The following is a 22057-nucleotide window of genomic DNA, read 5'->3' as shown; positions in this document are numbered from 1 at the left end:
TTGGCGCCCCCATGCGTTCCGACATCTCCACCAAGGTCAGCCTGACCGTCGTCGCGGCCTTCATGACCCTGCTGCTGGCCCTGCTGGCCATCGTCGGCAAGAACTCGCTGGACTTCGCCAAGTCGCAGGCGGTCAGCCAGCAGGAGGCCAGCATGCGTGTGGCCTGGGACGCGGTCGGCGGCCAGGGCGCGGTCTTCGCACGTGACGGCGACAAGCTGACGGTCGGCGGCAAGGTCCTGAACGGCGACATCGCCACGGTCGACCACGTCAAGGACCTGGTCGGCGGCACCATGACCATCTTCCTGGGCGACACCCGCATCGCCACCAACGTCCAGAAGCCGGACGGCAGCCGCGGCCTGGGCACCACCCTGGCCAAGGGGCCGGTTCATGATGCGGTGCTGGACCGGGGCGAGTCCTATCGCGGCGAGGCCAAGGTGCTGGGCAAGCCCTATTTCGCGGCCTACGACCCGATCAAGGACGCCTCGGGCCAGGTGATCGGCATCCTCTATGTCGGCGTGGCCAAGGCCGACTACTTCCAGCCCGTCTATCGCCAGCTGATCTGGCTGGCCGTGGCCGGCGCGGTGCTGGCGGCCCTGGGCGTCGCAGCCTCGGTGACCGTGGTTCGCCGCCAACTGTCGCCACTGCGCGACCTGCGCGAGGCCATGAAGCGGGTGATGGGCGGCGACCTGACCGTCGCCCTGCCGTTCGCAGGGCGCCGCGACGACATCGGCCTGATGGCCGACGCGGTCCACGCCTTCCGCGACGAGGCTCGCGAGAAGGGCCGGATCGAAGCCCAGGCCGAGACCCATCGCCAAGCCGCCGAGGCCGAGCGCCGCCTGTCGGCCGATCGCGACAGCCACCAGGCCGAGCAGCAGGCCCTGGTCGTCTCGCGCCTGGCCCACGGTCTGGACCGGCTGTCGGCCGGCGACCTGACCGTTCGCCTGACCGAGGCCTTCGCTCCCGACTACGAGCGCCTGCGCGCCGACTTCAACCAGGCGGTCGAGCGCCTGGAGCAGGCCATGGGCGCGGTGATCTCGGCCGTGGGCGGGTTAACCGCCGGGGCCAACGGCATCGCTGGCGCGGCGGGCGACCTGTCGACCCGCAGCGAGCAGCAGGCCGCCAGCCTGGAAGAGGCCGCCGCCGCGCTTACCGAGATCACCAACGCCGTCCGTGTGGCCGCCGACGGCGCGCGCGGAGCCCGCGAAGCCGTCAGCCAGGCCCAGGCCGAGGCCGGCCGCTCGCGCGCCGTCGTCGACGAGACCATCCAGGCGATCGGCGGCATCGAGGCCTCCTCGCACCAGGTGGCCCAGATCGTCGGCGTGATCGACGAGATCGCCTTCCAGACCAACCTGCTGGCCCTGAACGCCGGGGTCGAGGCGGCCCGGGCCGGCGACGCCGGCCGCGGCTTCGCGGTCGTGGCGCAGGAAGTCCGGGCCCTGGCCCAGCGCTCGGCCGACGCGGCCAAGGAGATCAAGGTCCACATCGCCGACTCGGCCCGCCAGGTCGAGGCCGGAGTCGTGCTGGTGGGCCGCACCGGCGAGGCTCTACAGAAGATCGCCGGCCAGGTCGGGGCCATCGACGGCGTCATCGGCCAGATCGCCGCCTCGGCCGCCGAGCAGGCCTCGGGCCTGTCGGAGGTCAACACCGCCGTCAGCCACATGGACCAGGCCACCCAGAAGAACGCCGCCATGGTCAACCGCTCGGCCGCCGACAGCCTGACCCTGGTGCGCGAGGTCGAGGGCCTGGCCGCCCTGGTCGACCACTTCAAGGTCGGCGCGGCTAGCGCTGCTCGTTCTGGCGCGCGGCCGTCTTCCGACGCTCGTCGGCCTTCCGCGCATCGTCCAGCCGCTTGAGGGCCTGCTGCTCGGCCGAGCGCGAGCGGCCCAGGCCGTCCTGCTCGGCGCCCAGCACCCAGGGGATGTCCTTGCCCTTGCCCGGATCGTCGCGATTGCGGTGATCCACCCCGACGCCCATCGGCGCGTCGCGATAGGCGCGGTCGGCCTGCTGCTTGAGGGCCTGGGCGTCGAAGCCCCGCCGCTTGGCCGCGTCCATCGGCGCGTCATAGACTGGCGCGTTGCGGGCCTTGGCGCCAAACGCCTCGTCGCAATGTTCCTGCTCACGCCGGTTGAGGCCGACCGCCTGGGCGTTGGCGCAACCGGGGCTGCTTCCGCGCAGGGCGGTGCGCAGGTCGCCGCGCGGGCCTTCGGGCAGGGGGGCGGGATGGACGCCGGTCGCGCGGTTGCTCGGGGCGGGCGGACCGGGAACGGGCGCGACGCCCAGCGGCTGGATCCAGGACGGCGCGACCCGGCGCGGCGCGCGCGGCTGGATCGGCGAAGCCGCCGCGGCCCGGTCGGCGCTGGCCACGGTCTCGGGCGTGGGGCGACGGGGCGTGAACTCGCGCTCCAGGGTGACGCGGATGGCGTCCTCGTCGTCCGACCGGTCCTGGAAGCGCGCCGCCATCGGCCAGCCCAGGACGGCCAGGATCACGGCGTGCAGCGCCAGCGACCCGCCAAGGACGGCGCCGTTTCTCAACCGGGTTTTGCGCGCCGTGGCCGGGGACAAGAACAAGCTCGACAGGAACAGGGGAGCGGCGAGGCTTGCCACCTCGAGTGGCGAAAGCATGGCGGCTGAACGTTAGATGGGGTGACCGATCGCCCTCGCTAGTCGGGTTTGGAAGGCGCGAAAGCGTGGCCCTTAGCGGGCCATGAACCGGCGCAAACCCGTGAATTGACTCGGCATTGACGTCGGATGCGTTCGCGAGTAGTTTCCGCGCTCTTTTCGAGGCGGACCCTGTCCGTCCTGATGAGCGCCCGTCCCTTACCCCGACGGACCAGCCCGCCGGAACGCTGCCCGCGTCCCGGCGAGTTTCGTGTTTATCAGGTCCTCATCCGAGGCCGAGACAAGCCGGAATAAAAACGACAAGGACCCTGAAGCGCCTCGGCCGAAAGGCACACGCTTCCATCAGAGCAGAGACTTAATGCCTACCGTCAACCAGCTCATCCGCAAACCGCGCCAGCCTAAGCCGGTCCGGAACAAGGTGCCCGCCCTGAAGGGCTGCCCCCAACGCCGCGGCGTTTGCACCCGCGTCTACACGACGACCCCGAAGAAGCCGAACTCGGCTCTGCGTAAGGTCGCCAAGGTCCGTCTGACCACCGGCATCGAAGCCGTTTGCTACATTCCGGGCGAAGGCCACAACCTGCAGGAGCACTCGGTGGTGCTCATCCGCGGCGGCCGCGTCAAGGACTTGCCCGGCGTCCGTTATCACATCCTGCGCGGCGTCCTCGATACCCAAGGTGTCAAGGATCGTAAGCAGCGTCGTTCGCTCTACGGCGCCAAGCGTCCGAAGTAAGGAAGAAGAAGTATGTCCCGCCGCCGTCGCGCCGAGAAACGCCAAGTCCTGCCGGATCCCAAGTTTGGAGATCTGATTGTCACGAAGTTCATGAACTACGTGATGTACGAGGGCAAAAAAGCCGTCGCCGAAAACATCATCTATGGTGCTTTCGACATCCTGGAGAACAAGCGCAAGGACCAAGGTCCGCTTGAGACCTTCCACTCCGCCCTGGACAACGTCGCCCCGGCGATCGAAGTCCGGTCGCGCCGCGTCGGCGGCGCCACCTATCAGGTGCCGGTGGAAGTCCGTCCGGACCGTCGTCGCGCCCTGGCCATCCGCTGGCTGGTGACCGCCGCCCGCAAGCGTGGCGAAAACACCATGACCGAAAAGCTGGCCGGTGAGCTGCTCGACGCTTCGAACAACCGCGGCACCGCGGTGAAGAAGCGCGAAGACACCCACAAGATGGCCGAAGCCAACCGGGCGTTCTCGCACTACCGCTGGTAACCTTTCTTACCAGCACTCTTTCAGGCGCGGGCGGTTTGAGATAAACCGCCCGCGCCGCACGTTTAAATGTCCCCGCCCCAGCTTGGGGTCGGGCAGTCACGCAGAGCTAGACCATGGCCCGCCAGCATAAAATCGAAGACTACCGCAACTTCGGCATCATGGCGCACATCGACGCCGGGAAGACGACGACGACCGAGCGGATCCTGTATTACACGGGTAAGTCGCACAAGATCGGCGAAGTCCACGACGGCGCCGCGACCATGGACTGGATGGACCAGGAACAAGAGCGCGGCATCACCATCACGTCGGCCGCGACGACCGCTTTCTGGAAAGACAAGCGCCTCAACATCATCGACACCCCCGGACACGTCGACTTCACGATCGAAGTCGAGCGTTCGCTGCGCGTCCTCGACGGCGCCGTGACGGTGCTGGACGGCAACGCCGGCGTCGAGCCGCAGACGGAAACCGTCTGGCGTCAGGCCGACAAGTACAAGGTTCCGCGGATCGTCTTCGTCAACAAGATGGACAAGATCGGCGCCGACTTCGACAAGTCGGTCGAGTCGATCCGCGACCGTCTGGGCGCCAAGGCCGTTCCGATCCAGTTCCCGATCGGTTCGGAATCCTCGCTGAGCGGCCTGGTCGACCTGGTCCGCATGAAGGCCGTGATCTGGGACAACGACGCCCTGGGCGCCAACTTCCGTGACGAAGAGATTCCCGCCGACCTGCTGGACAAGGCCAAGGAAGCTCACGCTTACCTGGTTGAGGCCGCCGTCGAGCTCGACGACGAAGCCATGGAAGCCTATCTGGGCGGCGAAGAGCCCTCGGAAGCCGTGCTGAAGAAGTGCATCCGCAAGGCCGTGCTGACCGGCGCCTTCTATCCGATCCTCTGCGGCTCGGCCTTCAAGAACAAGGGCGTGCAGACGCTCCTGGACGCCGTCGTCGACTACCTGCCCTCGCCGGTGGACATCCCGCCGACCAAGGGCATCGACTTCAAGACCGAAGAAGAAGTCGTGCGTCGCGCCTCGGACGACGAGCCGCTGTCGGTCCTGGCGTTCAAGATCATGGACGACCCCTTCGTTGGTTCGCTGACCTTCTGCCGGATCTATTCGGGCAAGCTGGAAACTGGCATGAGCCTGCTGAACGCCACGCGCGACAAGCGCGAGCGCGTCGGCCGCATGCTGCTCATGCACTCCAACAACCGCGAAGACATCAAGGAAGCCTTCGCCGGCGACATCGTCGCCTTGGCCGGCCTCAAGGAAACCCGCACCGGTGACACCCTGTGCGATCCCCTGAAGTCGCCGGTCATCCTGGAGCGCATGGAATTCCCGGCCCCGGTCATCGAGATCGCCGTCGAGCCCAAGTCCAAGGCCGACCAGGAAAAGCTGGGCGTCGCCCTGGCCAAGCTGGCCGCCGAGGATCCGTCCTTCACCGTCTCGACCGACTTCGAAAGCGGCCAGACGATCCTGAAGGGCATGGGCGAACTGCACCTGGACATCAAGATCGACATCCTCAAGCGCACCTACAAGGTCGAAGCCAACATCGGCGCGCCGCAGGTCGCCTATCGTGAAAGCCTGGGTCGCAAGGCCGAGATCGACTACACCCACAAGAAGCAGACCGGCGGTACGGGCCAGTTCGCTCGCGTCATGATCACTTTCGAACCCGGTGAACCCGGTTCGGGCTTCGTGTTCGAGAACTCGATCGTCGGCGGCGCGGTGCCGAAGGAATACATCCCCGGCGTCCAGAAGGGTCTGGAGTCCGTCAAGGACAACGGCCTGCTGGCCGGCTTCCCGCTGATCGACTTCAAGGCCACCCTGACGGACGGCAAGTACCACGACGTCGACTCCAGCGTGCTGGCGTTCGAAATCGCGTCGCGCGCCGCCTTCAAGGAACTGCGTGAAAAGGGCGCTCCCAAGCTGCTCGAGCCGATCATGGCCGTCGAGGTCGTGACCCCGGAAGAGTACCTGGGTTCGGTCATCGGCGACCTGAACGCCCGTCGCGGGATGATCCAGGGCCAGGACATGCGCGGCAACGCCACGGTGGTGAACGCCTTCGTGCCGCTGGCCAACATGTTCGGCTATGTGAACACCCTGCGCGGCATGTCCCAGGGCCGCGCCCAGTTCACCATGCAATACGACCACTACGAGCCGGTGCCGCAACACGTCGCCGACGAAGTGATCAAGAAGTACGCCTAAGCTAACCCCAGAAATCCCCTTTTAATTGCAGGCCCCTCTGGGGTCCGGAGCTAGAGAAAAATGGCCAAGGAAAAGTTCGAACGTAATAAGCCGCACTGCAACATCGGCACCATTGGTCACGTTGACCACGGCAAGACGACGTTGACGGCTGCGATCACCATCATTCTGGCCAAGACCGGTGGTGCGACGGCGAAGAACTACGCCGACATCGACGCCGCGCCGGAAGAAAAGGCCCGCGGCATCACCATCAACACCGCGCACGTGGAATATGAGACGGCCAACCGTCACTACGCCCACGTCGACTGCCCCGGCCACGCCGACTACGTCAAGAACATGATCACCGGCGCGGCCCAGATGGACGGCGCGATCCTGGTCGTGTCGGCCGCCGACGGCCCGATGCCGCAGACCCGCGAGCACATCCTGCTGGCCCGTCAGGTCGGCGTGCCGGCCCTGGTCGTCTACATGAACAAGGTCGACCTGGTCGACGACGCCGAGCTGCTGGAGCTGGTCGAGATGGAAGTGCGCGAGCTGCTTTCGTCGTACGACTTCCCCGGCGACGACATCCCGATCACCAAGGGCTCGGCCAAGGTCGCCATCGACGGCGGCGACCCGGTCATCGGCGAGCAGTCGATCCTGGAACTGATGACCACGGTCGACACCTACATCCCGCAGCCTGACCGTCCGGTCGACCTGCCCTTCCTGATGCCGGTCGAAGACGTGTTCTCGATCTCGGGCCGCGGCACCGTGGTCACGGGTCGCGTCGAGCGCGGCATCGTCAAGGTCGGCGAGGAAGTCGAGATCGTCGGCATCCGTCCGGTCCAGAAGACGACCTGCACGGGCGTCGAAATGTTCCGCAAGCTGCTGGACCAAGGTCAGGCGGGCGACAACGTCGGCGTGCTGCTGCGCGGCACCAAGCGCGAAGACGTCGAGCGCGGCCAGGTGCTGTGCAAGCCGGGTTCGATCACCCCGCACACCAAGTTCGTGGCCGAAGCCTACATCCTGACCAAGGAAGAAGGCGGCCGTCACACCCCGTTCTTCACCAACTACCGCCCGCAGTTCTACTTCCGCACCACGGACGTTACCGGGATCATCAAGCTGCGCGAAGGCGTGGAAATGATCATGCCGGGCGACAACGCCGAGCTGGACGTCGAGCTGATCACCCCGATCGCCATGGAAGAGAAGCTGCGCTTCGCCATCCGTGAAGGCGGCCGCACCGTCGGCGCCGGCGTCGTCGCGAAAATCGTTGAATAACGATTTTCTCGACCATGCTTAGTGGCCAGAAACGCATGCGTTTCTGGCGCGCCAAGATCGTCGAGTAACCTCGAACGATCTAGCTTCGGCTAAGACAAGCGAAGGCCCCGGAGGAAACTCCGGGGCCTTTTGCTTTGGGGGCTCCCCACTTGCCCCCACCTGACCGCTTCGCGGTCTGTCCGCCCCCGTAAGGGGCGGAGCCTTAGGCGCGAGGCTCTTCCCCCTATGGGGGAAGACGGTCGCGAAGCGATCCGTAGGGCCATCGCTTCGCCAACCGGACCAGTGTGGTGATCCTCAACAACGCCAGCCTGTCGTAGAAGGCGCTGGACCTTTTCGCCGAGCAGTTGTTCGGCGCGGTCACGCCGGCCTAGGCCGGTTCCCGGTCTGGCGAGAACACGTTATCCTGAGCGCGAAATCGGGGGTGACCTGTTGATCCGCGCAAAGCCTATCGTCCTGTCCCTGGCGGTCGCCACGCTCGCAGCTTGCCAGCGCACGCCAGACCCGCCGGCGTCCATCAGCCCGCCGCCGGGCCTGGGCGACCGCGTGCGGGTGCTGAGCGCCGACGCCATGGTGATCGACGGCAAGCACGTGCGGCTGGCCAACGCCTATGCGCCGCAAGGCATACCCGACGCCCGCTGCTGGGCCGAGGCCACGGCGGCCCAGGCCACCCTGGCCTGGGTGCGGGCCAAGATCAAAGACGCCCGCGACATCGCCGTCGAGCCGGCGGCGGGCTTCGACGAGTTCCATCGCCAGCTGGCGGTCGTCAAGCTGGACGGGTTCGACCTGGGCCAGGAGATGTACGAGGCCGGCCTGGCGGCGCGGCGTACCGACGGTCCGAACGGCCGCTTCGCCTGGTGCGAGCCGATCAGCGCCAAGGCCGCCGGCGGTCCGACCGTGAATTCGCTGCTGGACTAGGCAGGCCGGATCTTCAAGCGCGATGCGTGGTCCTCGTCCTTCGACAAGCTCAGGATGAGGACCATTCACAGGCCCAGCAGTAAGAAAACCTCATCCTGAGCTTGTCGAAGGACGAGGTTTTCGCTTCCGAAGTCGGATGTCGACGGCGCTCCTACAGCCGGTCCACCGGCGACAGCCTGCCGCCGTCCGCCTCGCGCGGGGTGGTCATGCGCGAGAGCTTGGGGGTGAGCCAGCGCTCGATGTCGTCGACGATCTCGTAGACCACCGGCACCAGCACCAGGGACAGCACGGTCGAGGTGATCAGGCCGCCGATCACCGCCACGGCCATCGGCTGGCGGAATTCCGAGCCGGTGCCGATGCCAAGCGCGGTGGGCAGCATGCCGGCCATCATCGCCAGGGTGGTCATGATGATCGGCCGGGCCCGCTCGTGGCAGGCGTCGAGGATGGCGTCGCGCTGGGTCATGCCGGCCCGTTCCTGCTCGATGGCGTATTCGACCAGCAGGATCGAGTTCTTGGCCGCCAGGCCCATCAGCATCAGGAAGCCGATCAGCGACGGCATCGACAGCGACTGGCCGGTGACGACCAGGGCGACCAGGGCCCCGCTGATCGCCAATGGCAGGGCCGACAGGATGGTGATCGGCTTGAAGAAGCTGCGGAACAGCAGGATCAGCACGCCGAACACCAGGCCCACGGCCGACAGCAGAGCCACCGCGAAGCCGGTGAACAGTTCGATGAAGGCCTCCTGGTCGCCGGCCGCTGCGGGGGCGACGCCGGCGGGCAGCTTCTTCATCGTGGGCAGGTTGTTGACGTCGCTCATCGCCTGACCCAACTGGGCGCCGTTGTTGAGGTCGGCCTCGATGGTCAGCTGACGCTTGCGCGCGAAGCGGTCGATCTTGGCGGGTCCCGCCTGGAACGACAGGTCGGCGACGGTGTCGAGCCGGGTCGAGCCGCCGTTGGCCGTGGGGATGCGCAGGGCGCCCAGGGCGTCGAGGTCGGCGCGGGTGTCGGCCGGCAGGCGCACGCGGATCGGGATCCGCCGCTCGCCCTGGGTCATCTTGGCGACGTTGGCGTCGATGTCGCCGACCGTGGCCACGCGGGCGATGGCGGCGATGTCGGCGGCGCTGACGCCCAGGCGGGCGGCTTCGTCGGGCTTGGGCCGGATAACGATTTCCGGACCGCTGGGCGGCGAGGAAGGACGCGGATCGGCCACGGTGGTCAGCTTCTGCATCTCGCGCTCGATCTGGGCGGCCGTGCGTTCCAGCAGCGGGCCGTCCTCGGCGGTCAGGATGGTCTGGACGTCCGAGGTGCCCCAGTCGCCCAGCAGGTTGACCCGGGCGTCGGGAATGTCGTGCAGGCTGTTGCGGACCACCTGCTTGATCTGCGTCACCGTCAGGTCGCGCTTGCCGTTCAGCACGATGGTGATGGTGGCGTCGCGCAGGTCGGCGCCGCTCTGGCCGCCCCAGCCGCTGCCGATGTTCGAACCGACCTGGGCGAAGACGTGGGCGGTCTCGGGACGCTTGCGGAACAGGGTGGTCACCGCCTGGACGGTGCGCTCCATGTCGGCCGTGGTCGCCCCCGGCGGACCCTGGACCTTGAGGTAGTAGTAGTTGGCGTTGCCCTGTGGCTGGAAGCCGACGGCCAACACGCCAATCATCGCCAGGAAGACCGAGCCGACCAGCGAGCCCACGGTCAGCAGGCCGCCCAGGAAGAAGGCGATGATCCGGTGGTCGAGGGCCCAGTCCAGGCTCTTGCGATAGAGGCCCTCGAACGGCTTGCGCGGATGCGGGTCCTTTGACGGCTTGAGGAAATAGGCGGCCAGCAGCGGCGTCAACAGGCGGGCGACCACCAGCGAAAACAGCACGGCCACGGCGACGGTCAGGCCGAATTCCTTGAAGAACTGGCCGGGCGTGCCGGGCATGTAGGACACCGGCACGAACACCGCCACGATGGTGAAGGTGGTGGCCACGACGGCCAGGCCGATGGAGTCCGCGCCTTCCATGGCCGCCTGGAACGGCCTCTGTCCGCGCGAGACACGCTTTTCGATGTTCTCGATCTCGACCACGGCGTCGTCGACCAGGATGCCGATGACCAGGGTCAGGGCCAGCAGGGTCACGACGTTCAGCGAGAAGCCCATCACCGCCATGAAGGCGAAGGTGGGGATCAGCGACACCGGCATGGCGATGGCGGTGATCAGGGTGGCCCGCCACTCGCGCAGGAACAGGAACACCACCAGCGAGGCCAGCAGCATGCCTTCCAGCAGGGTGTGCTCGGTGGCGGTGAAGCTGGCGCGGGTCTCGTCGACAGTCGAGAAGATCTTCACGAACGTCACGCCCGGTTGCTTGACCTCCAGCCTGTCGACGGCCGCCTTGACGCGATCCTCGACGGCCACGTCGCTCGAGTCGCGGGTCTTCATCACCTGGAAGGCGACCACGGGCTTGCCGTCCAGACGGGCGAAGCCGCGCTCCTCCTCCGCGCCCTGGCCGACCTGGGCCACGTCGGTCAGCTTCACATAGCGGCCGCCGGCCACCGGGATGGTGATGGCGCGCAGCTGCTCGACGGTGGTGGCCGCGCCCAGCACGCGCAGGGTCTGCTCGCGGCCGCCGATCTTGGCGCGGCCGCCGGGGGCGTCGACGCTGAAGCTGGCCAGGGCCTGGTTCAGCTGCGGGGCGGTGACGCCGAAGCTGGCCATGCGGTCGGGATCGATGATGACGTTGATCTCGCGGTCGACGCCGCCGACCCGGGCCACCTGGGCTACGCCCTTCTCGCCCTGCAGGGCGCGGGTGACCGTGTCGTCGATGAACCACGACAGCTCGGTGGCGCTCATGTTCGGGGCCGAGACGGCGTAGGTGATGATCGGGGCGCTGGTGATCTCCAGGCGCTGGACGATCGGCTCGTCGACCTCGCGCGGCAGCAGCGAGCGGGTCTGGTCGACCTTGGAGCGCACCTCGTCGGTGACCTTCTGCAGGTCCTCGCCGAGGTTGAACTCGATCGTTGTGGTCGAGGCTCCCTGGACCACCGACGAGCGGATGGTCTTGACGTTGGAGATGCTGGCCACCGCGTCTTCGATCGGGCGGGTGACCTGGGTCTCCATCTCGCCGGGCGCGGCGCCGCTCTGGGTAACCGTCACGGTCACGGCGGGGAACTCGACATTGGGGAACTGCTTGATGGGCAGGCCCATGTAGCAGCCGATGCCGGCGATGATCAGGGCGATGAACAGCACCGCGACGGGGATCGGGTTCTTGATCGCCCAGGCGGAGATGCGGAGTTCGCCAGTCTTGTGTTCGCCAGTCTTGTGTTCAGTAGCCATCAGCGCGCCGCCTGCTGGGTCGTGGCGGCGGGGCGGATCAGGTCGCCGTCGGTGACGAACGAGGCTCCGCCCAGCACGATGCGGGTTCCGGCCTGCGGGCCCTGGACGACCTGGGCCCAGCCGCCGCCCTTCTGGCCGATCTTGACCGGCGTCTGGTGGGCGCGGTTGGCGCTGTCGACCGTCATCACATAAAGGCCGTCGGCCTCGTAGCGGATCGCGGACTCAGGGATGGCGGTCACCGATGTGCCGGAAGCGCCGAAGGTGGCGCGGCCGAAGCCGCCGGGGCGCAGGTCGGGACGGACCGGCAGGCGCACGCGCACCCGGCCCAGGCGGCTGTTGCTGTCGACCCGCGGGCTGACCAGGCGCACCACGCCCGACACCGACTGGCCGCCGGGTAGGCTGACCTGGACCGGCTGGCCGGCGCGGACCCCCGCCAGGTCGGCCTCGTTGACCTCGGCGTCCAGCTCGACCAGGCCGTCGCGAGCGATGGTGAACCAGGGCGTGGTCCCGCCGCCGGCGATCTGGCCCGGCTGGACGCCGCGCTGCAGGATCCGGCCGCTGACGGGGGCGGTGATGGTCATCCGCGAAACCCGGGTGCGCAGCTCGTTCAACGCCGCTTCCTGAGCCTTGGCCTGGTACCGGCGGGTCTCGATCTGCTCCTGGCTAAGCACGCCCTGGCCGTCCAGGCCGGCGACCCGCTTGGCCTCCGCCTGGGCCTGAGCGGTCAGGGCCGCCTGCTGGTCGACCTGGGCCCGCAACAGGGTGGCGTCCAGCTGGGCCAGCGGCTGTCCGGCCCGCACCCAGTCGCCTTCGTCGGCATAGAGCCGGGCGACGCGGTAGCCGCTGAGCTCGGAGCCGACGGCGGCCTCCTCGCGCGAGACCAACTGGCCCGAGGCCTCGACCCCGCCGCCCAGCGGCCGGGTCTCGACCGAGCCGACGCTGACAGCGCGGGCCTGGGCGGCGGCCGGGGCCTTCTCTGCGGGCTTGTCCTTCTTGTCGCCGCAGGCGGTCAGGCCGGTCGAGGCGATCAGGATCATGGCGGCGAGCACGGTGCGGGTCGTCATGGGGAAGGGTCTCATTTCGAGGAAACTTGGGTCGAGGTCATGGACGTCGGCGACCAGCCGCCGCCCAGCGCCTTGTAGGTCTGGACGGCGTGCAGCAGGGCGTCGGTCCGGGCGCCGGTCAGGGCCGAGCGCGAGGCGCGCCAGGACTGCTCGGCCTGCAGGGTGGTGGTCAGGTCGATCAGGCCCAGGCCATAGCCTTTGCGGTTGGCCTCGTAGGCGCGCTGGGCCCGGGCCTCGCCGGCGGTCAGCAGGTTGACGCGGCGCTGGTCGGCGGCCAGCTGCAGCATGGCGTTCTCGGCCTCGCCATAGGCGGTCTGCACGGTCTTCTCCAAGGCGATGGCGGCCTGGCGGGTGCGAGCGTCCTGGGCGTCGATGTCGGCCAGCAGGGCCGGGATGTTCAGCACCGGGATCGAGACATTGGCCCCCAGGGTCCAGGTGGACGTGGAGGTGGAGCTCGTCCCGCTGCCGCCGCCGAAGCTGGGCGACACGCTCTTGGACAGGCCCACGCCGGGCGTGATGTTGAAGGTCGGCAGCAGGGCCAGTTCGTTGACCTTCAGCGTCTTGGAAGCCGAGGCCAGGCGGGCCTGGGCTTCGCGCACGTCCGGTCGGCGGCCCAGCAGGTCGCCGGGAATGGTGGCGGGTACGGGCGGGGCCAGGTCCAGCCTGGCGTCGACCGGCAGGCTGGCCAGAGGGTCGATCCCGCGCCCGACCAGGATCAGCAGGCTGCGGCGGGCGGCGCCCAGCTGGGCCTCCAGGTTGGCGGCGCGGGCCTGGGTGTCGGCCAGGTCGGCCTCGGCGCGGTCGGCTTCGGAGGTGGCGATCAGGCCGGCATTGGCCTTCTTGACCGCGAAGTCGCGCAGCGAGGTGTTGATGCGCTCGGTCTGGCGGGCGTCGTCCAGTTGCACGGCCAGGCCGCGGGCTTCGAAATAGGACTGGGCGACATTGGCGGCCAGCGAGGCGCGGGCCCCTTCATAGGCGAAACGGGCGGCGGCGAAGTCGTTGTTGACCACGCCCAGGCCGGCCCGCTTGCGGCCGAACAGGTCCAGTTCCCAGCTGACGTCGAAATTGGCGTTGTAGCTGTCGCTGTCGCCGCCCCGGGTGAAGGGGATGCCGCCCGGCGGAACGGTCTGGCTGAGGATTTCCGTGTGGGTGCGGCCGGCGTTGCCGGTCAGGGGCGTGTTCGGGATCCAGATCTGGCGCACCTGGCCGCGGCGGACGGCGCGGGCCTCGTCCAGCACGGCGGCGGCGGTGCGGGCGTCGGGCGCCTTTTCCAGCGCCGTCTCGATCAGGCTGGTCAACTGCGGGTCGTTGAAGCTGGTCCACCAGCGGTCGAGGTCGGCCTGCGCCGTTCCGGCGGGGGCTTCGTAGGCGGCGGGCAGGCGGGTGTCGGGCGTCGGACGCGGGGTGTTCACGCAGCCGGCCAGGACCAGACCCGCCAGGCCCAGGCCCAGGCCCAGGGCCAGGTCCAGCGCCGAGGTCGGAGCCCCGGATCGGAATGGCCGAGGGCGCCTGGGCTCTCCGGTCATCATCTCACTCATCAACAATCACCTGCGGGCGCGACCGACGGGGAGGGCGGTCGGGACTATTTCAACAATGGGGTCGAGGGGGCGAGGCCGTCGGAAGGCCGGCGACGGTCCCGTAGACCTCGACGACCTGGTCCAGAAAGCGTTCGATGACCTGGCGTTCGGCGGGCGACAGGTCGGCGATGACCCCGTCCAGTCCATTCATCATTGGCGCCAGTTGCGCGAAGGCCCGATCGAGCGCGGCCGCCACCGGCACGACGCAGATCTTGCGCCGATCGTTGGTCCGTCGCTCGCGCGCGACGTGGCCGGCGCGTTCCAGGCGGTCGACGACCTGGGTGGCGGCGGCGGTGGTCACCTTCAGATGCCCGGCCAGCTGGCCCGGCGTCATCGGTCCGTTGATCAGCAGGTGCTCCAGCGCCGCCATGTCGGTGACGTTCACGCCCAGGTTCTCGCCGATCTTGCGACCGATCTGGCGCGTGAGCATCGAGATGGTCTTCAGCCGCTGGCCGATCGGATCGCGGGGCGTGTGCGATCCGCGCCAGGGTTCTTGTCCGGGTGGAGGATCGCTGTTCGCCATGGTCGCGACTCATATTGCTAAGGAATTTAATAGTCAAATTGCTTAGCAATATAGAGGAAGATCCCGCCGCCGCTGTGGCGGGCTCGCTCGCCCGGACCTTCACCGCTCAACCCCCAACCCCAAACGGCCGTCCGCCCTCGTGAGCGATCGACGTTCGTTCAATTGGGTGCGAGGGAGGCGGAATGAAAGGGGGAGACGTCATCGCAATTTTTCTCGCCAGGGTGGAGGGCGCGAGGACGTCCGCGCTTCAGCCTTCCCGAGGATGACGAAGCAGGGCGGGGCTTTGCGACATGGCGCGGCGATTATTTCACCTCATGGGATGAGCCGGCGACCGCCTGCCCCCTACGGACCGCTTCGCGGCCGTCTTCCCCCGGAGGGGGAAGAGCGCTTCAATGCGAAGGCTCCGCCCCCCATGGGGGCGGACAGACCGCGCAGCGGTCAGGTGGGGGCAAGTGTTCGCCGCGCCTACTTCGAAAACAGCCCCGTCAGCAGCGGCCGGGCGAACAGCTGGGCCGCTTCGTCGCGCTCAAGGCCTGGAACCCAGACGCCCAGCGAGGCGGCGGCGTTCAGCATCGAATTGATCATGTGGGCCGCGATCATCGGGTCCACCGCCCGCACCGAGCCCTCGGCGACGCCGTCCGAGATGATCGCCGCGAACCGTTCGGAGCCGCGGTTGTAGCCCTGAACCATCTCGTGGCGGATCTCGATCGGCAGGGCGCCCATCGACGAGGCGCGCAGCAGCGGACCGTGCTCCGACAGCTGGTAGGCGACCAGGGCGGCGGTCGCCGAGGACAGCTGGGTCCAGCCGTCGGCGCCCAGGGCGCGGGCGTCGGCCTGGGCCTTGCGGGTGACGGCGAAGGTGCGCTCGAAGCACTCGACCACCAGGGCGTCCTTGTCCTCATGGTGGTGGTAGAACGAGCCCTTGGTGACGTTCAACTGGGCCGAGATGTCCTCGACCGAGGCCCCGCGATAGCCACGCTGGTTGATCAGCCGGGTGGCGGCGACCAGGAAGGTCTCGCGCCATTCCTGGCCCTCGGACGACTGCGGCGTCGGGTCGGGCAGGGGCAGTGGAGCCCAGGCGGCGTGGCCGCCGGCGCCCTTCGGGGTCAGGCCGTGGACTAGGATGTCGTACATCTTGTCGCGGACGCGGCCATAGTCCTCGACGTCGTAGCGGCGCAGCCACGAGCCCGTCCAGAACAGCTGCTCCAGCAACAGCTGGGTGCGGGCGTTGCGGTCGCGCTTGTCGAGGTGGTCGAACTGCGGACCTTCGAAGAAGCCGCGCACCCGGCGGAACAGATCGTTGAACGCGCCCTGCACCGAGCCGCGCAGGGGCTCCTTCAGGGCCCGCATTTCGGTGAATCTGGTCAGGGGCGCGGCCTCGCCCAGCCGCACGCGGCGGTTCAGGTCGAGATACAGGTCCAGGAAGGCCAGCAGGCGGCTGGGCGCGTCCGGCGCCTTGGCCGCCTCGCCGACCACGGCGTCGAGGCGCTCCACGCCGCGCATGAAACAGGCGGCGGCCAGGTCGTCCTTCTTGCGGTAGTAGTAGGTGACGCTGGTGGTGATCAGCCCCACCTTGGCGGCCACGTCCGACAGGGTCATGCCCTTGACGCCCTGGCGGTTCAGGATCGCGGTGGCCGCGGCGAGGATCGCCTCCTTCTTCCTGGCGTACCGCTCGGTGGCGGGGCTGGCGATCCGGCCGTCGTCCATCTGTCGCCCCCTGGTTGCCGGCTCGCGGCCTCGTTTTGGACCCGCGGGTCCAGATTTAGGAAGCCTGGCCTTCGCGACAAGGCGCGACTCGCTGCGGCGCGGCCTTCGTGGACCTGGAATCTTGCAGCTGTGTTGCGTGATTGCGGCGGCGATGAGGTTCGAAAGGCTAGGACGCCCGGGAAGCTGCATCCGCCGGCTGGCCCAGCACGGCGGCGATCGCCTGGACCAGGGCGGCGGGGGACAGCGGCTTGGCCACCGCGCCGTTCATGCCGGCGGCGATGTAGGCCGCCCGCTGGTGGGCCAGGGCGTTGGCGGTCATGGCGATGATCGGGATCGCGCCGGCCTCGCCGCCCAGGGCCCGAATGCGCCGGGTGGCCTCGACGCCGTCCAAACCGGGCATCTGGATGTCCATGAAGACCAGGTCGAATCCCCGGGCGTCGCGCTCGACGGCCTCGACCCCCTGGACGCCATCGTCTGCGGTCTCGACCTCCGCCCCCATGGCCTGCAGCAGCCGGCCGGCGATCAGCCGATTGGTGGCGTTGTCCTCGACGATCAGCACACGCGCGCCGGCCAGCAGGGCGATGTCCGCCGGCTCCGCGGGCGCGACGGCCTCGGAGGCGGGCGGGGCGGCGATCTCGAGCCAGAACAGCGAGCCGCCTTCCGGCGGGCTGGAAAAGCCGATGTCGCCGCCCATCAGGATCGCCAGCCGCCGAGTGATGGCCAGGCCCAGGCCGGCGCCGCCGAACCGCCGGGTGGTCGAGCCGTCGGCCTGGCTGAAGCGCTGGAACAGGCCGTCGGCGATGGCCTCGTCGATGCCGACGCCGGTGTCCTGGATCTCGAAGCGCAGGCGCCGTTCGCCTGGCCGACCGGCCGGCGCCAGGCGGACCTGGACGCCGCCCTCCAGGGTGAACTTCACGGCGTTGCCCACCAGGTTGAACAGGGCTTGGCGCAGCCGCAGAGGGTCCGCGCCGATCCAGCCGACCCCGGGGGCGACGGCGATGGTCAGGCCCAGGCCCTTCTGCGTGGCCAACGGGCGCAGCAGGTCTGCGACGCTGCGCAGGACCGCGGCCGGATCGATCGGCTCGACGTGCAGTTCCAGCTTGCCCGCCTCGACCTTGGAAAAGTCGATGATGTCGTTGAGCAGCTCCGACAGCATGGCCCCGCAATCAAGCGCCTCGGTCAGCAACTGCCGGCCGTCTGCTGAAAGGGTCTCGCGCTTGAGTAGGTGCATGACGCCCAACACACCGTTCATCGGGGTGCGGATCTCGTGGCTCATATTGGCCAGGAACTGGGACTTGGCCTCGGCCGCGTGCAGGGCGGCGTCGCGGGTGGCGACCAGTTCGGTAACGTCCTGGCTGATGCCGATCACGTCCCAGCTCCTGGCGCTGGCGCCCCGCGCGCCCCGCCAGGCGGATCGCATCCAGATCCAGCTCTGGTGGGCCGGGTCGAAATAGCGATAGGTCAGCACGTGGTGATCGCCGGTCGCCAGGGTCTGGCTGAACGCCTCCCAGACCTTCTGCTGGTCGTCCGGATGGACCGAGCCGTTCATCTCGCCGATGGTCATGGTCCGCACCCCGCCGTCCGGCGACGATGGAGTGGGGACGTCCTGCTCGAAGACGTAGATCCCCTTGCGCGGGTCGAACCGCCAGACATAGACGCCGGCGGCGTTGCGCAGCAGCTCGTTGGCGCGCTCGGACTGCTGGCGCTCGATCCGCCGGGCGCGGTCCTCGGTGAAGTCCTGGAACACGACCAGCACGGCGTCGTGTCCGAACGTCTCGGGCAGCAGCTTGGATTGCGAGCAGACCCACAGCCAGCCGCCGCCCTTGCGGGCCAGGCGGTGCTCGGCCCGGGCCTGGCCCTGTGCGCGCAGGGTGTCGCCGACGCCGCGCAGGACATCGGTGTCGTGCAGGTGGAAGAAGTCGCGCATCGACCGGCCCAGGGTCTCTTCGGGCGCCCAGCCGGTCAGCCGGGTCCAGGCCGGATTGACGCGGAGAATGGCGTCGTTCTCCAGCACCACGAACATGTCGAGGCTGCTTTCGAAGAACCAATCGGCGGCGGCCTGTTCGAGGCCGGACGCCGCAAGCCCCCCGGCTGGCTCGTCGCGCAAGTGCTTGCCCATCCCCATTCCCTGGTTTTCAATCGATATGCGCATGATCGCGTGAAGGAGGCGTTGCGACATACCGTCTCTTCGGTCATCGCCAAGAACAGCACGCAGGAGGAATACCGCTTGAGCACGCCTGAGGCCGTGGGCCTGTCGTCCGATCGATTGAAGCGCATCGACGCCTTCATCCAGGAACGCTACGTCGCGCCCGGGAAGCTGCCCTGCGCCCTGGTCCAGGTCTGGCGTCGCGGCCAGTTGGCGCACACGACGATCCTAGGTGCGGCGGACAAGGAGCGCGGGCTGCCGCTGCAGGCCGACAGCCTGTTTCGCATCTATTCGATGACCAAGCCGATCACCTCGATCGCCTTCATGATGCTGGTCGAGGAGGGCAAGGTCGCGCTGGACGATCCGGTGCACCGGTTCATCCCGTCGTGGAAGAAGCTTGGCGTGTTCCAGGCCGGGGGGGCGGGCGCCTTCATGACCCGGGCCGTCGACCAGCCGATGCGGATCCTCGATCTGCTGCGCCACACCGCCGGCCTGACCTACGGCTTCCAGCAGCGCACCAATGTCGACGCGGCCTATCGCAAGCTGAAGCTGGACGGGGTCGACAGCGAAGGGGGACTGGAGGCCTTCGTCGAAACGCTGGGAACCGTGCCGCTGGAATTCTCGCCGGGCGAGGCCTGGAACTATTCGGTGGCCACCGACGTGCTCGGCTACCTGGTGCAGGTGATCTCCGGCCAACCGTTCGATCAGTTCCTGAAGGCGCGGATCTTCGACCCGCTGAAGATGGTCGACACCGGCTTCTTCGTGCCCGAAGGCCAGCGCCATCGCTTCACGGCCTGCTACACCCTGAATCCCAAGGGCGAGGTGGTGCTGCAGGACGATCCGGCCACCAGCCGCTACTTCTCCGACCCGTCGGTGAAGTCCGGCGGCGGCGGCCTGGTCTCCACGGCCGACGACTATATGCGGTTCTGCCGCATGCTGCTGAACGGCGGCGAGCTGGACGGGGCGCGGATCGTCAGCCCCAAGACCCTGAAGCTGATGACCCTGAACCACCTGCCGGGTGGGCGGGAGCTGACGGAGATGTCCCGCTCGCTGTTCAGCGAGACGGTGTTCGAGGGGCTGGGCTTCGGCCTGGGCTTCGCCATGACCGTCGACCAGGCGCGGACCCGGAACCTGGGGTCGCTGGGCGAATATTTCTGGGGCGGCATGGCCTCCACGGCCTTCTGGATCGACCCGGTCGAGGACCTGGCGGTGGTGTTCATGACGCAGTTGATCCCGTCCTCGGCCTATCCGATCCGGCGCGAGCTGCGGACGCTGGTCTATGCGGCGCTGACGGAGAGCGACGCGTAGGGGGTTGGGCCGCCCTCCAAACGCCCGTGACGCGACGGACCTCTGGACTTCGGCGACGGCTCGTGCAGGGTTGCTTCAAACAATCGTTCAAACGCAAGAAACGCCAATCTCAGGGGTGAAGCACGCCATGACCGCGATCAACAACGTCACGGATCTGACCGTCGAAGGCGACATCGGCGTCGTCACGCTCAACTCGCCGCCGGTCAACGCCCTGTCGGCGGCCGTGCGCGAGGGGCTGAAGGGCGCGTTCGAGCAGGCGATCGCCGATCCGGCGGTCAAGGCCATCGTGCTGATCTGCCAAGGCAAGACCTTCATCGCCGGCGCCGACATCACCGAGTTCGGCAAGGCCATGACGGGGCCGTCGCTGCAGGAGGTGCAGGACGTCATCGAGAACGCGCCCAAGCCGGTGGTCGCCGCGATCCACGGCACGGTGCTGGGCGGCGGGCTGGAGGTGGCGCTGGTGGCGCACTACCGCGTCGCCGTCCCCTCGGCCAAGGCGGGCCTGCCCGAAGTGAACATCGGCCTGCTGCCCGGCGCGGGGGGCACCCAGCGCCTGCCGCGCGTCGTCGGCGTCGAGAAGGCGCTCGAGATGGTCACCACCGGCCAGCACGTGCCGGCCAAGGCCGCCCTGGCCATGGGCCTGTTCGACTCGATCGTCGAGGAAGGCGCCCTGCGCGACGGGGCCATCGCCTTCGCCCGGGTGGTGCTGGCCGAGGACAAGCCCCTGACCCGCATCCGCGACCAGAACGCCAAGGTCGAGGCCGCGCGCGGCAAGCCCGAGATCTTCAGCGAGTTCCGCAAGGCCAACGCCCGCAAGTTCCGCGGCTTCAAGGCTCCAGAGTACAATATCCAGTGCGTCGAGGCGTCGGTGAACCTGCCGTTCGACGAGGGGCTGAAGCTCGAGCGCAAGCTGTTCATGGAACTGATGAGCGGCAGCCAGTCGGCCGCCCAGCGTCACGCATTCTTCGCCGAGCGCCAGGCCGCCAAGATCCCCGACGTGCCCGACGACACCCCGATCATCCCGGTCAGGAAGGTCGGGGTGATCGGGGCCGGCACCATGGGCGGCGGCATCTCGATGAACTTCCTCAACGCCGGCATCCCGGTGACGATCATCGAGGCCAAGGCGGAGAACCTGGATCGCGGCGTCGGGGTGATCCGCAGGAACTACGAGAACACCGCCAAGAAGGGCCGGCTGACGGAAGCCGACGTCGAAAAGCGCATGGGTCTGCTGACCCCGTCGATGAACCTGGAGGACCTGGCCGACTGTGACCTGATCATCGAGGCCGTGTTCGAGCTGATGGAGATCAAGCAGGAGGTGTTCGGCAAGCTGGACAGGATCGCCAAGCCCGGCGCGATCCTGGCCTCCAACACCTCGTACCTCGACATCGATGTGATCGCCGCCTCGACCAGCCGCCCGGAAAGCGTGATCGGCCTGCATTTCTTCTCGCCGGCCAATGTCATGCGCCTGCTGGAGATCGTGCGCGGCGCCAAGACCGACAAGTCGGTGATCGCCACCTCGATGCAGATCGGCAAGACGATCGGCAAGGTCGCGGTGCTGGTCGGCAACTGCCACGGCTTCGTCGGCAACCGCATGCTGGCCCAGCGCCAGCGCGAGGCCATGAGTCTGATCCTGGAAGGCGCGATGCCGTGGGACGTCGACCGCGTGCTCTACGACTTCGGCCTGCCGATGGGGCCGTTCGCGATGAGCGACCTAGCCGGCCTCGACATCGGTTGGGACCCGGCCAAGACCTCCTCGTCCACTATCCGCGAGGTGCTGTGCGAGATGGATCGCCGCGGCCAGAAGAACGGCAAGGGCTTCTACGACTACGACGAGAACCGGGTCGCCAAGCCCTCGGCCGAGGTGGAGAAGGTCATTCTCGACTTCGCCGAGAAGCGCCAGATCCAGCGTCGCCAGATCAGCGACCAGGAAATCCTGGAGCGCTGCCTGTACCCGATGGTCAACGAAGGCGCCAAGATCCTGGAGGAGGGCAAGGCGATCCGGGCGTCGGACATCGATACGGTGTGGATCAACGGCTACGGCTGGCCAGTCTATACCGGCGGCCCGATGTTCTGGGGCGAACTGGTGGGCCTGGACAAGGTGCTGGCCGGGATGAAGGCGTTCCAGGAGCAGCACGGCGACGACTTCAAGCCCTCGGCCCTGCTGGAGCGCCTTGTCGCCGAGGGCAAGGGGTTCAAGGACGCCTGAGGATCGGTGCAAAACCCTCGTCCTGC

At 68.1% G+C, this 22057-nt stretch carries 15 protein-coding genes; 8 read left to right on the top strand and 7 right to left on the bottom strand.

Annotated elements, in window-relative coordinates; all coding sequences use genetic code 11:
- Window positions 1-11: 11 nt before the first annotated feature.
- A complete protein-coding gene (locus tag G3M57_RS21990; protein WP_056762623.1) occupies window positions 12-1853 on the top strand; it encodes a methyl-accepting chemotaxis protein in 1842 nt (613 codons plus the stop codon).
- On the opposite strand, the gene G3M57_RS21985 is transcribed toward G3M57_RS21990, so the two are convergent.
- Window positions 1780-2562 carry a hypothetical protein gene (locus G3M57_RS21985; RefSeq protein WP_163233029.1) on the bottom strand — a complete coding sequence of 261 codons (783 nt, stop codon included), beginning with the start codon at window positions 2560-2562 and terminating at the stop codon, window positions 1780-1782. The two genes, G3M57_RS21990 and G3M57_RS21985, sit on opposite strands and share 74 nt — an antisense overlap.
- Before the next feature lie 415 nt (window positions 2563-2977).
- On the opposite strand from G3M57_RS21985, the gene rpsL reads away from it, so the two are divergent.
- The 5 genes from rpsL to G3M57_RS21960 all read left to right on the top strand — a co-directional run bounded on the left by rpsL (window position 2978) and on the right by G3M57_RS21960 (window position 8193).
- Entirely contained in the window at window positions 2978-3349 is a 372-nt protein-coding gene (rpsL, locus tag G3M57_RS21980) for a 30S ribosomal protein S12 (RefSeq protein ID WP_007661566.1), read from the top strand.
- A gap of 12 nt (window positions 3350-3361) precedes the next feature.
- On the top strand, window positions 3362-3835 hold the full coding sequence (rpsG, locus tag G3M57_RS21975; protein WP_007661568.1) for a 30S ribosomal protein S7: 474 nt from the start codon (window positions 3362-3364) through the stop codon (window positions 3833-3835).
- Window positions 3836-3948: 113 nt separating this feature from the next.
- A complete protein-coding gene (gene fusA / locus G3M57_RS21970; RefSeq protein WP_056762625.1) occupies window positions 3949-6027 on the top strand; it encodes an elongation factor G in 2079 nt (692 codons plus the stop codon).
- Window positions 6028-6087: 60 nt separating this feature from the next.
- Window positions 6088-7278, top strand: coding sequence for an elongation factor Tu (gene tuf / locus G3M57_RS21965; protein WP_035072114.1), 1191 nt, complete (start codon window positions 6088-6090; stop codon window positions 7276-7278).
- A 429-nt stretch (window positions 7279-7707) separates the two neighbouring features.
- A complete protein-coding gene (locus G3M57_RS21960; RefSeq protein ID WP_056760848.1) occupies window positions 7708-8193 on the top strand; it encodes a thermonuclease family protein in 486 nt (161 codons plus the stop codon).
- 151 nt (window positions 8194-8344) lie between these two features.
- Here G3M57_RS21960 and G3M57_RS21955 read toward each other — a convergent pair whose 3' ends face one another.
- The 6 genes from G3M57_RS21955 to G3M57_RS21930 form a co-directional block, all read right to left on the bottom strand.
- Entirely contained in the window at window positions 8345-11500 is a 3156-nt protein-coding gene (locus tag G3M57_RS21955) for an efflux RND transporter permease subunit (protein WP_056760839.1), read from the bottom strand.
- Window positions 11500-12579: an efflux RND transporter periplasmic adaptor subunit gene (locus tag G3M57_RS21950; RefSeq protein ID WP_163233027.1), complete on the bottom strand. Its 1080-nt coding sequence runs from the start codon at window positions 12577-12579 to the stop codon at window positions 11500-11502. The genes G3M57_RS21955 and G3M57_RS21950 overlap by 1 nt, the downstream gene beginning before the upstream one ends.
- Window positions 12576-14102, bottom strand: coding sequence for an efflux transporter outer membrane subunit (locus tag G3M57_RS21945; RefSeq protein ID WP_230983950.1), 1527 nt, complete (start codon window positions 14100-14102; stop codon window positions 12576-12578). The genes G3M57_RS21950 and G3M57_RS21945 overlap by 4 nt, the downstream gene beginning before the upstream one ends.
- Before the next feature lie 49 nt (window positions 14103-14151).
- Window positions 14152-14664, bottom strand: coding sequence for a MarR family winged helix-turn-helix transcriptional regulator (locus G3M57_RS21940; RefSeq protein ID WP_163233025.1), 513 nt, complete (start codon window positions 14662-14664; stop codon window positions 14152-14154).
- Window positions 14665-15129: 465 nt separating this feature from the next.
- Complete coding sequence (locus G3M57_RS21935) at window positions 15130-16371, bottom strand: TetR/AcrR family transcriptional regulator (protein WP_163233023.1); 1242 nt, start codon at window positions 16369-16371, stop codon at window positions 15130-15132.
- Between the two features lie 166 nt (window positions 16372-16537).
- Window positions 16538-18490 carry an ATP-binding protein gene (locus G3M57_RS21930; protein WP_163233021.1) on the bottom strand — a complete coding sequence of 651 codons (1953 nt, stop codon included), beginning with the start codon at window positions 18488-18490 and terminating at the stop codon, window positions 16538-16540.
- Between the two features lie 108 nt (window positions 18491-18598).
- On the opposite strand from G3M57_RS21930, the gene G3M57_RS21925 reads away from it, so the two are divergent.
- The gene (locus G3M57_RS21925) at window positions 18599-19825 is read left to right on the top strand and encodes a serine hydrolase domain-containing protein (protein WP_163233019.1); all 1227 of its coding nucleotides are present in this window, start codon (window positions 18599-18601) and stop codon (window positions 19823-19825) included.
- Between the two features lie 115 nt (window positions 19826-19940).
- A complete protein-coding gene (locus G3M57_RS21920) occupies window positions 19941-22031 on the top strand; it encodes a 3-hydroxyacyl-CoA dehydrogenase NAD-binding domain-containing protein (protein WP_188916256.1) in 2091 nt (696 codons plus the stop codon).
- Window positions 22032-22057 lie beyond the last annotated feature (26 nt).

The sequence above is a fragment of the Caulobacter rhizosphaerae genome, assembly GCF_010977555.1.
Classification (GTDB): Bacteria; Pseudomonadota; Alphaproteobacteria; order Caulobacterales; family Caulobacteraceae; genus Caulobacter; species Caulobacter rhizosphaerae.
This window is presented reverse-complemented; position numbering and strand designations above follow the sequence as displayed.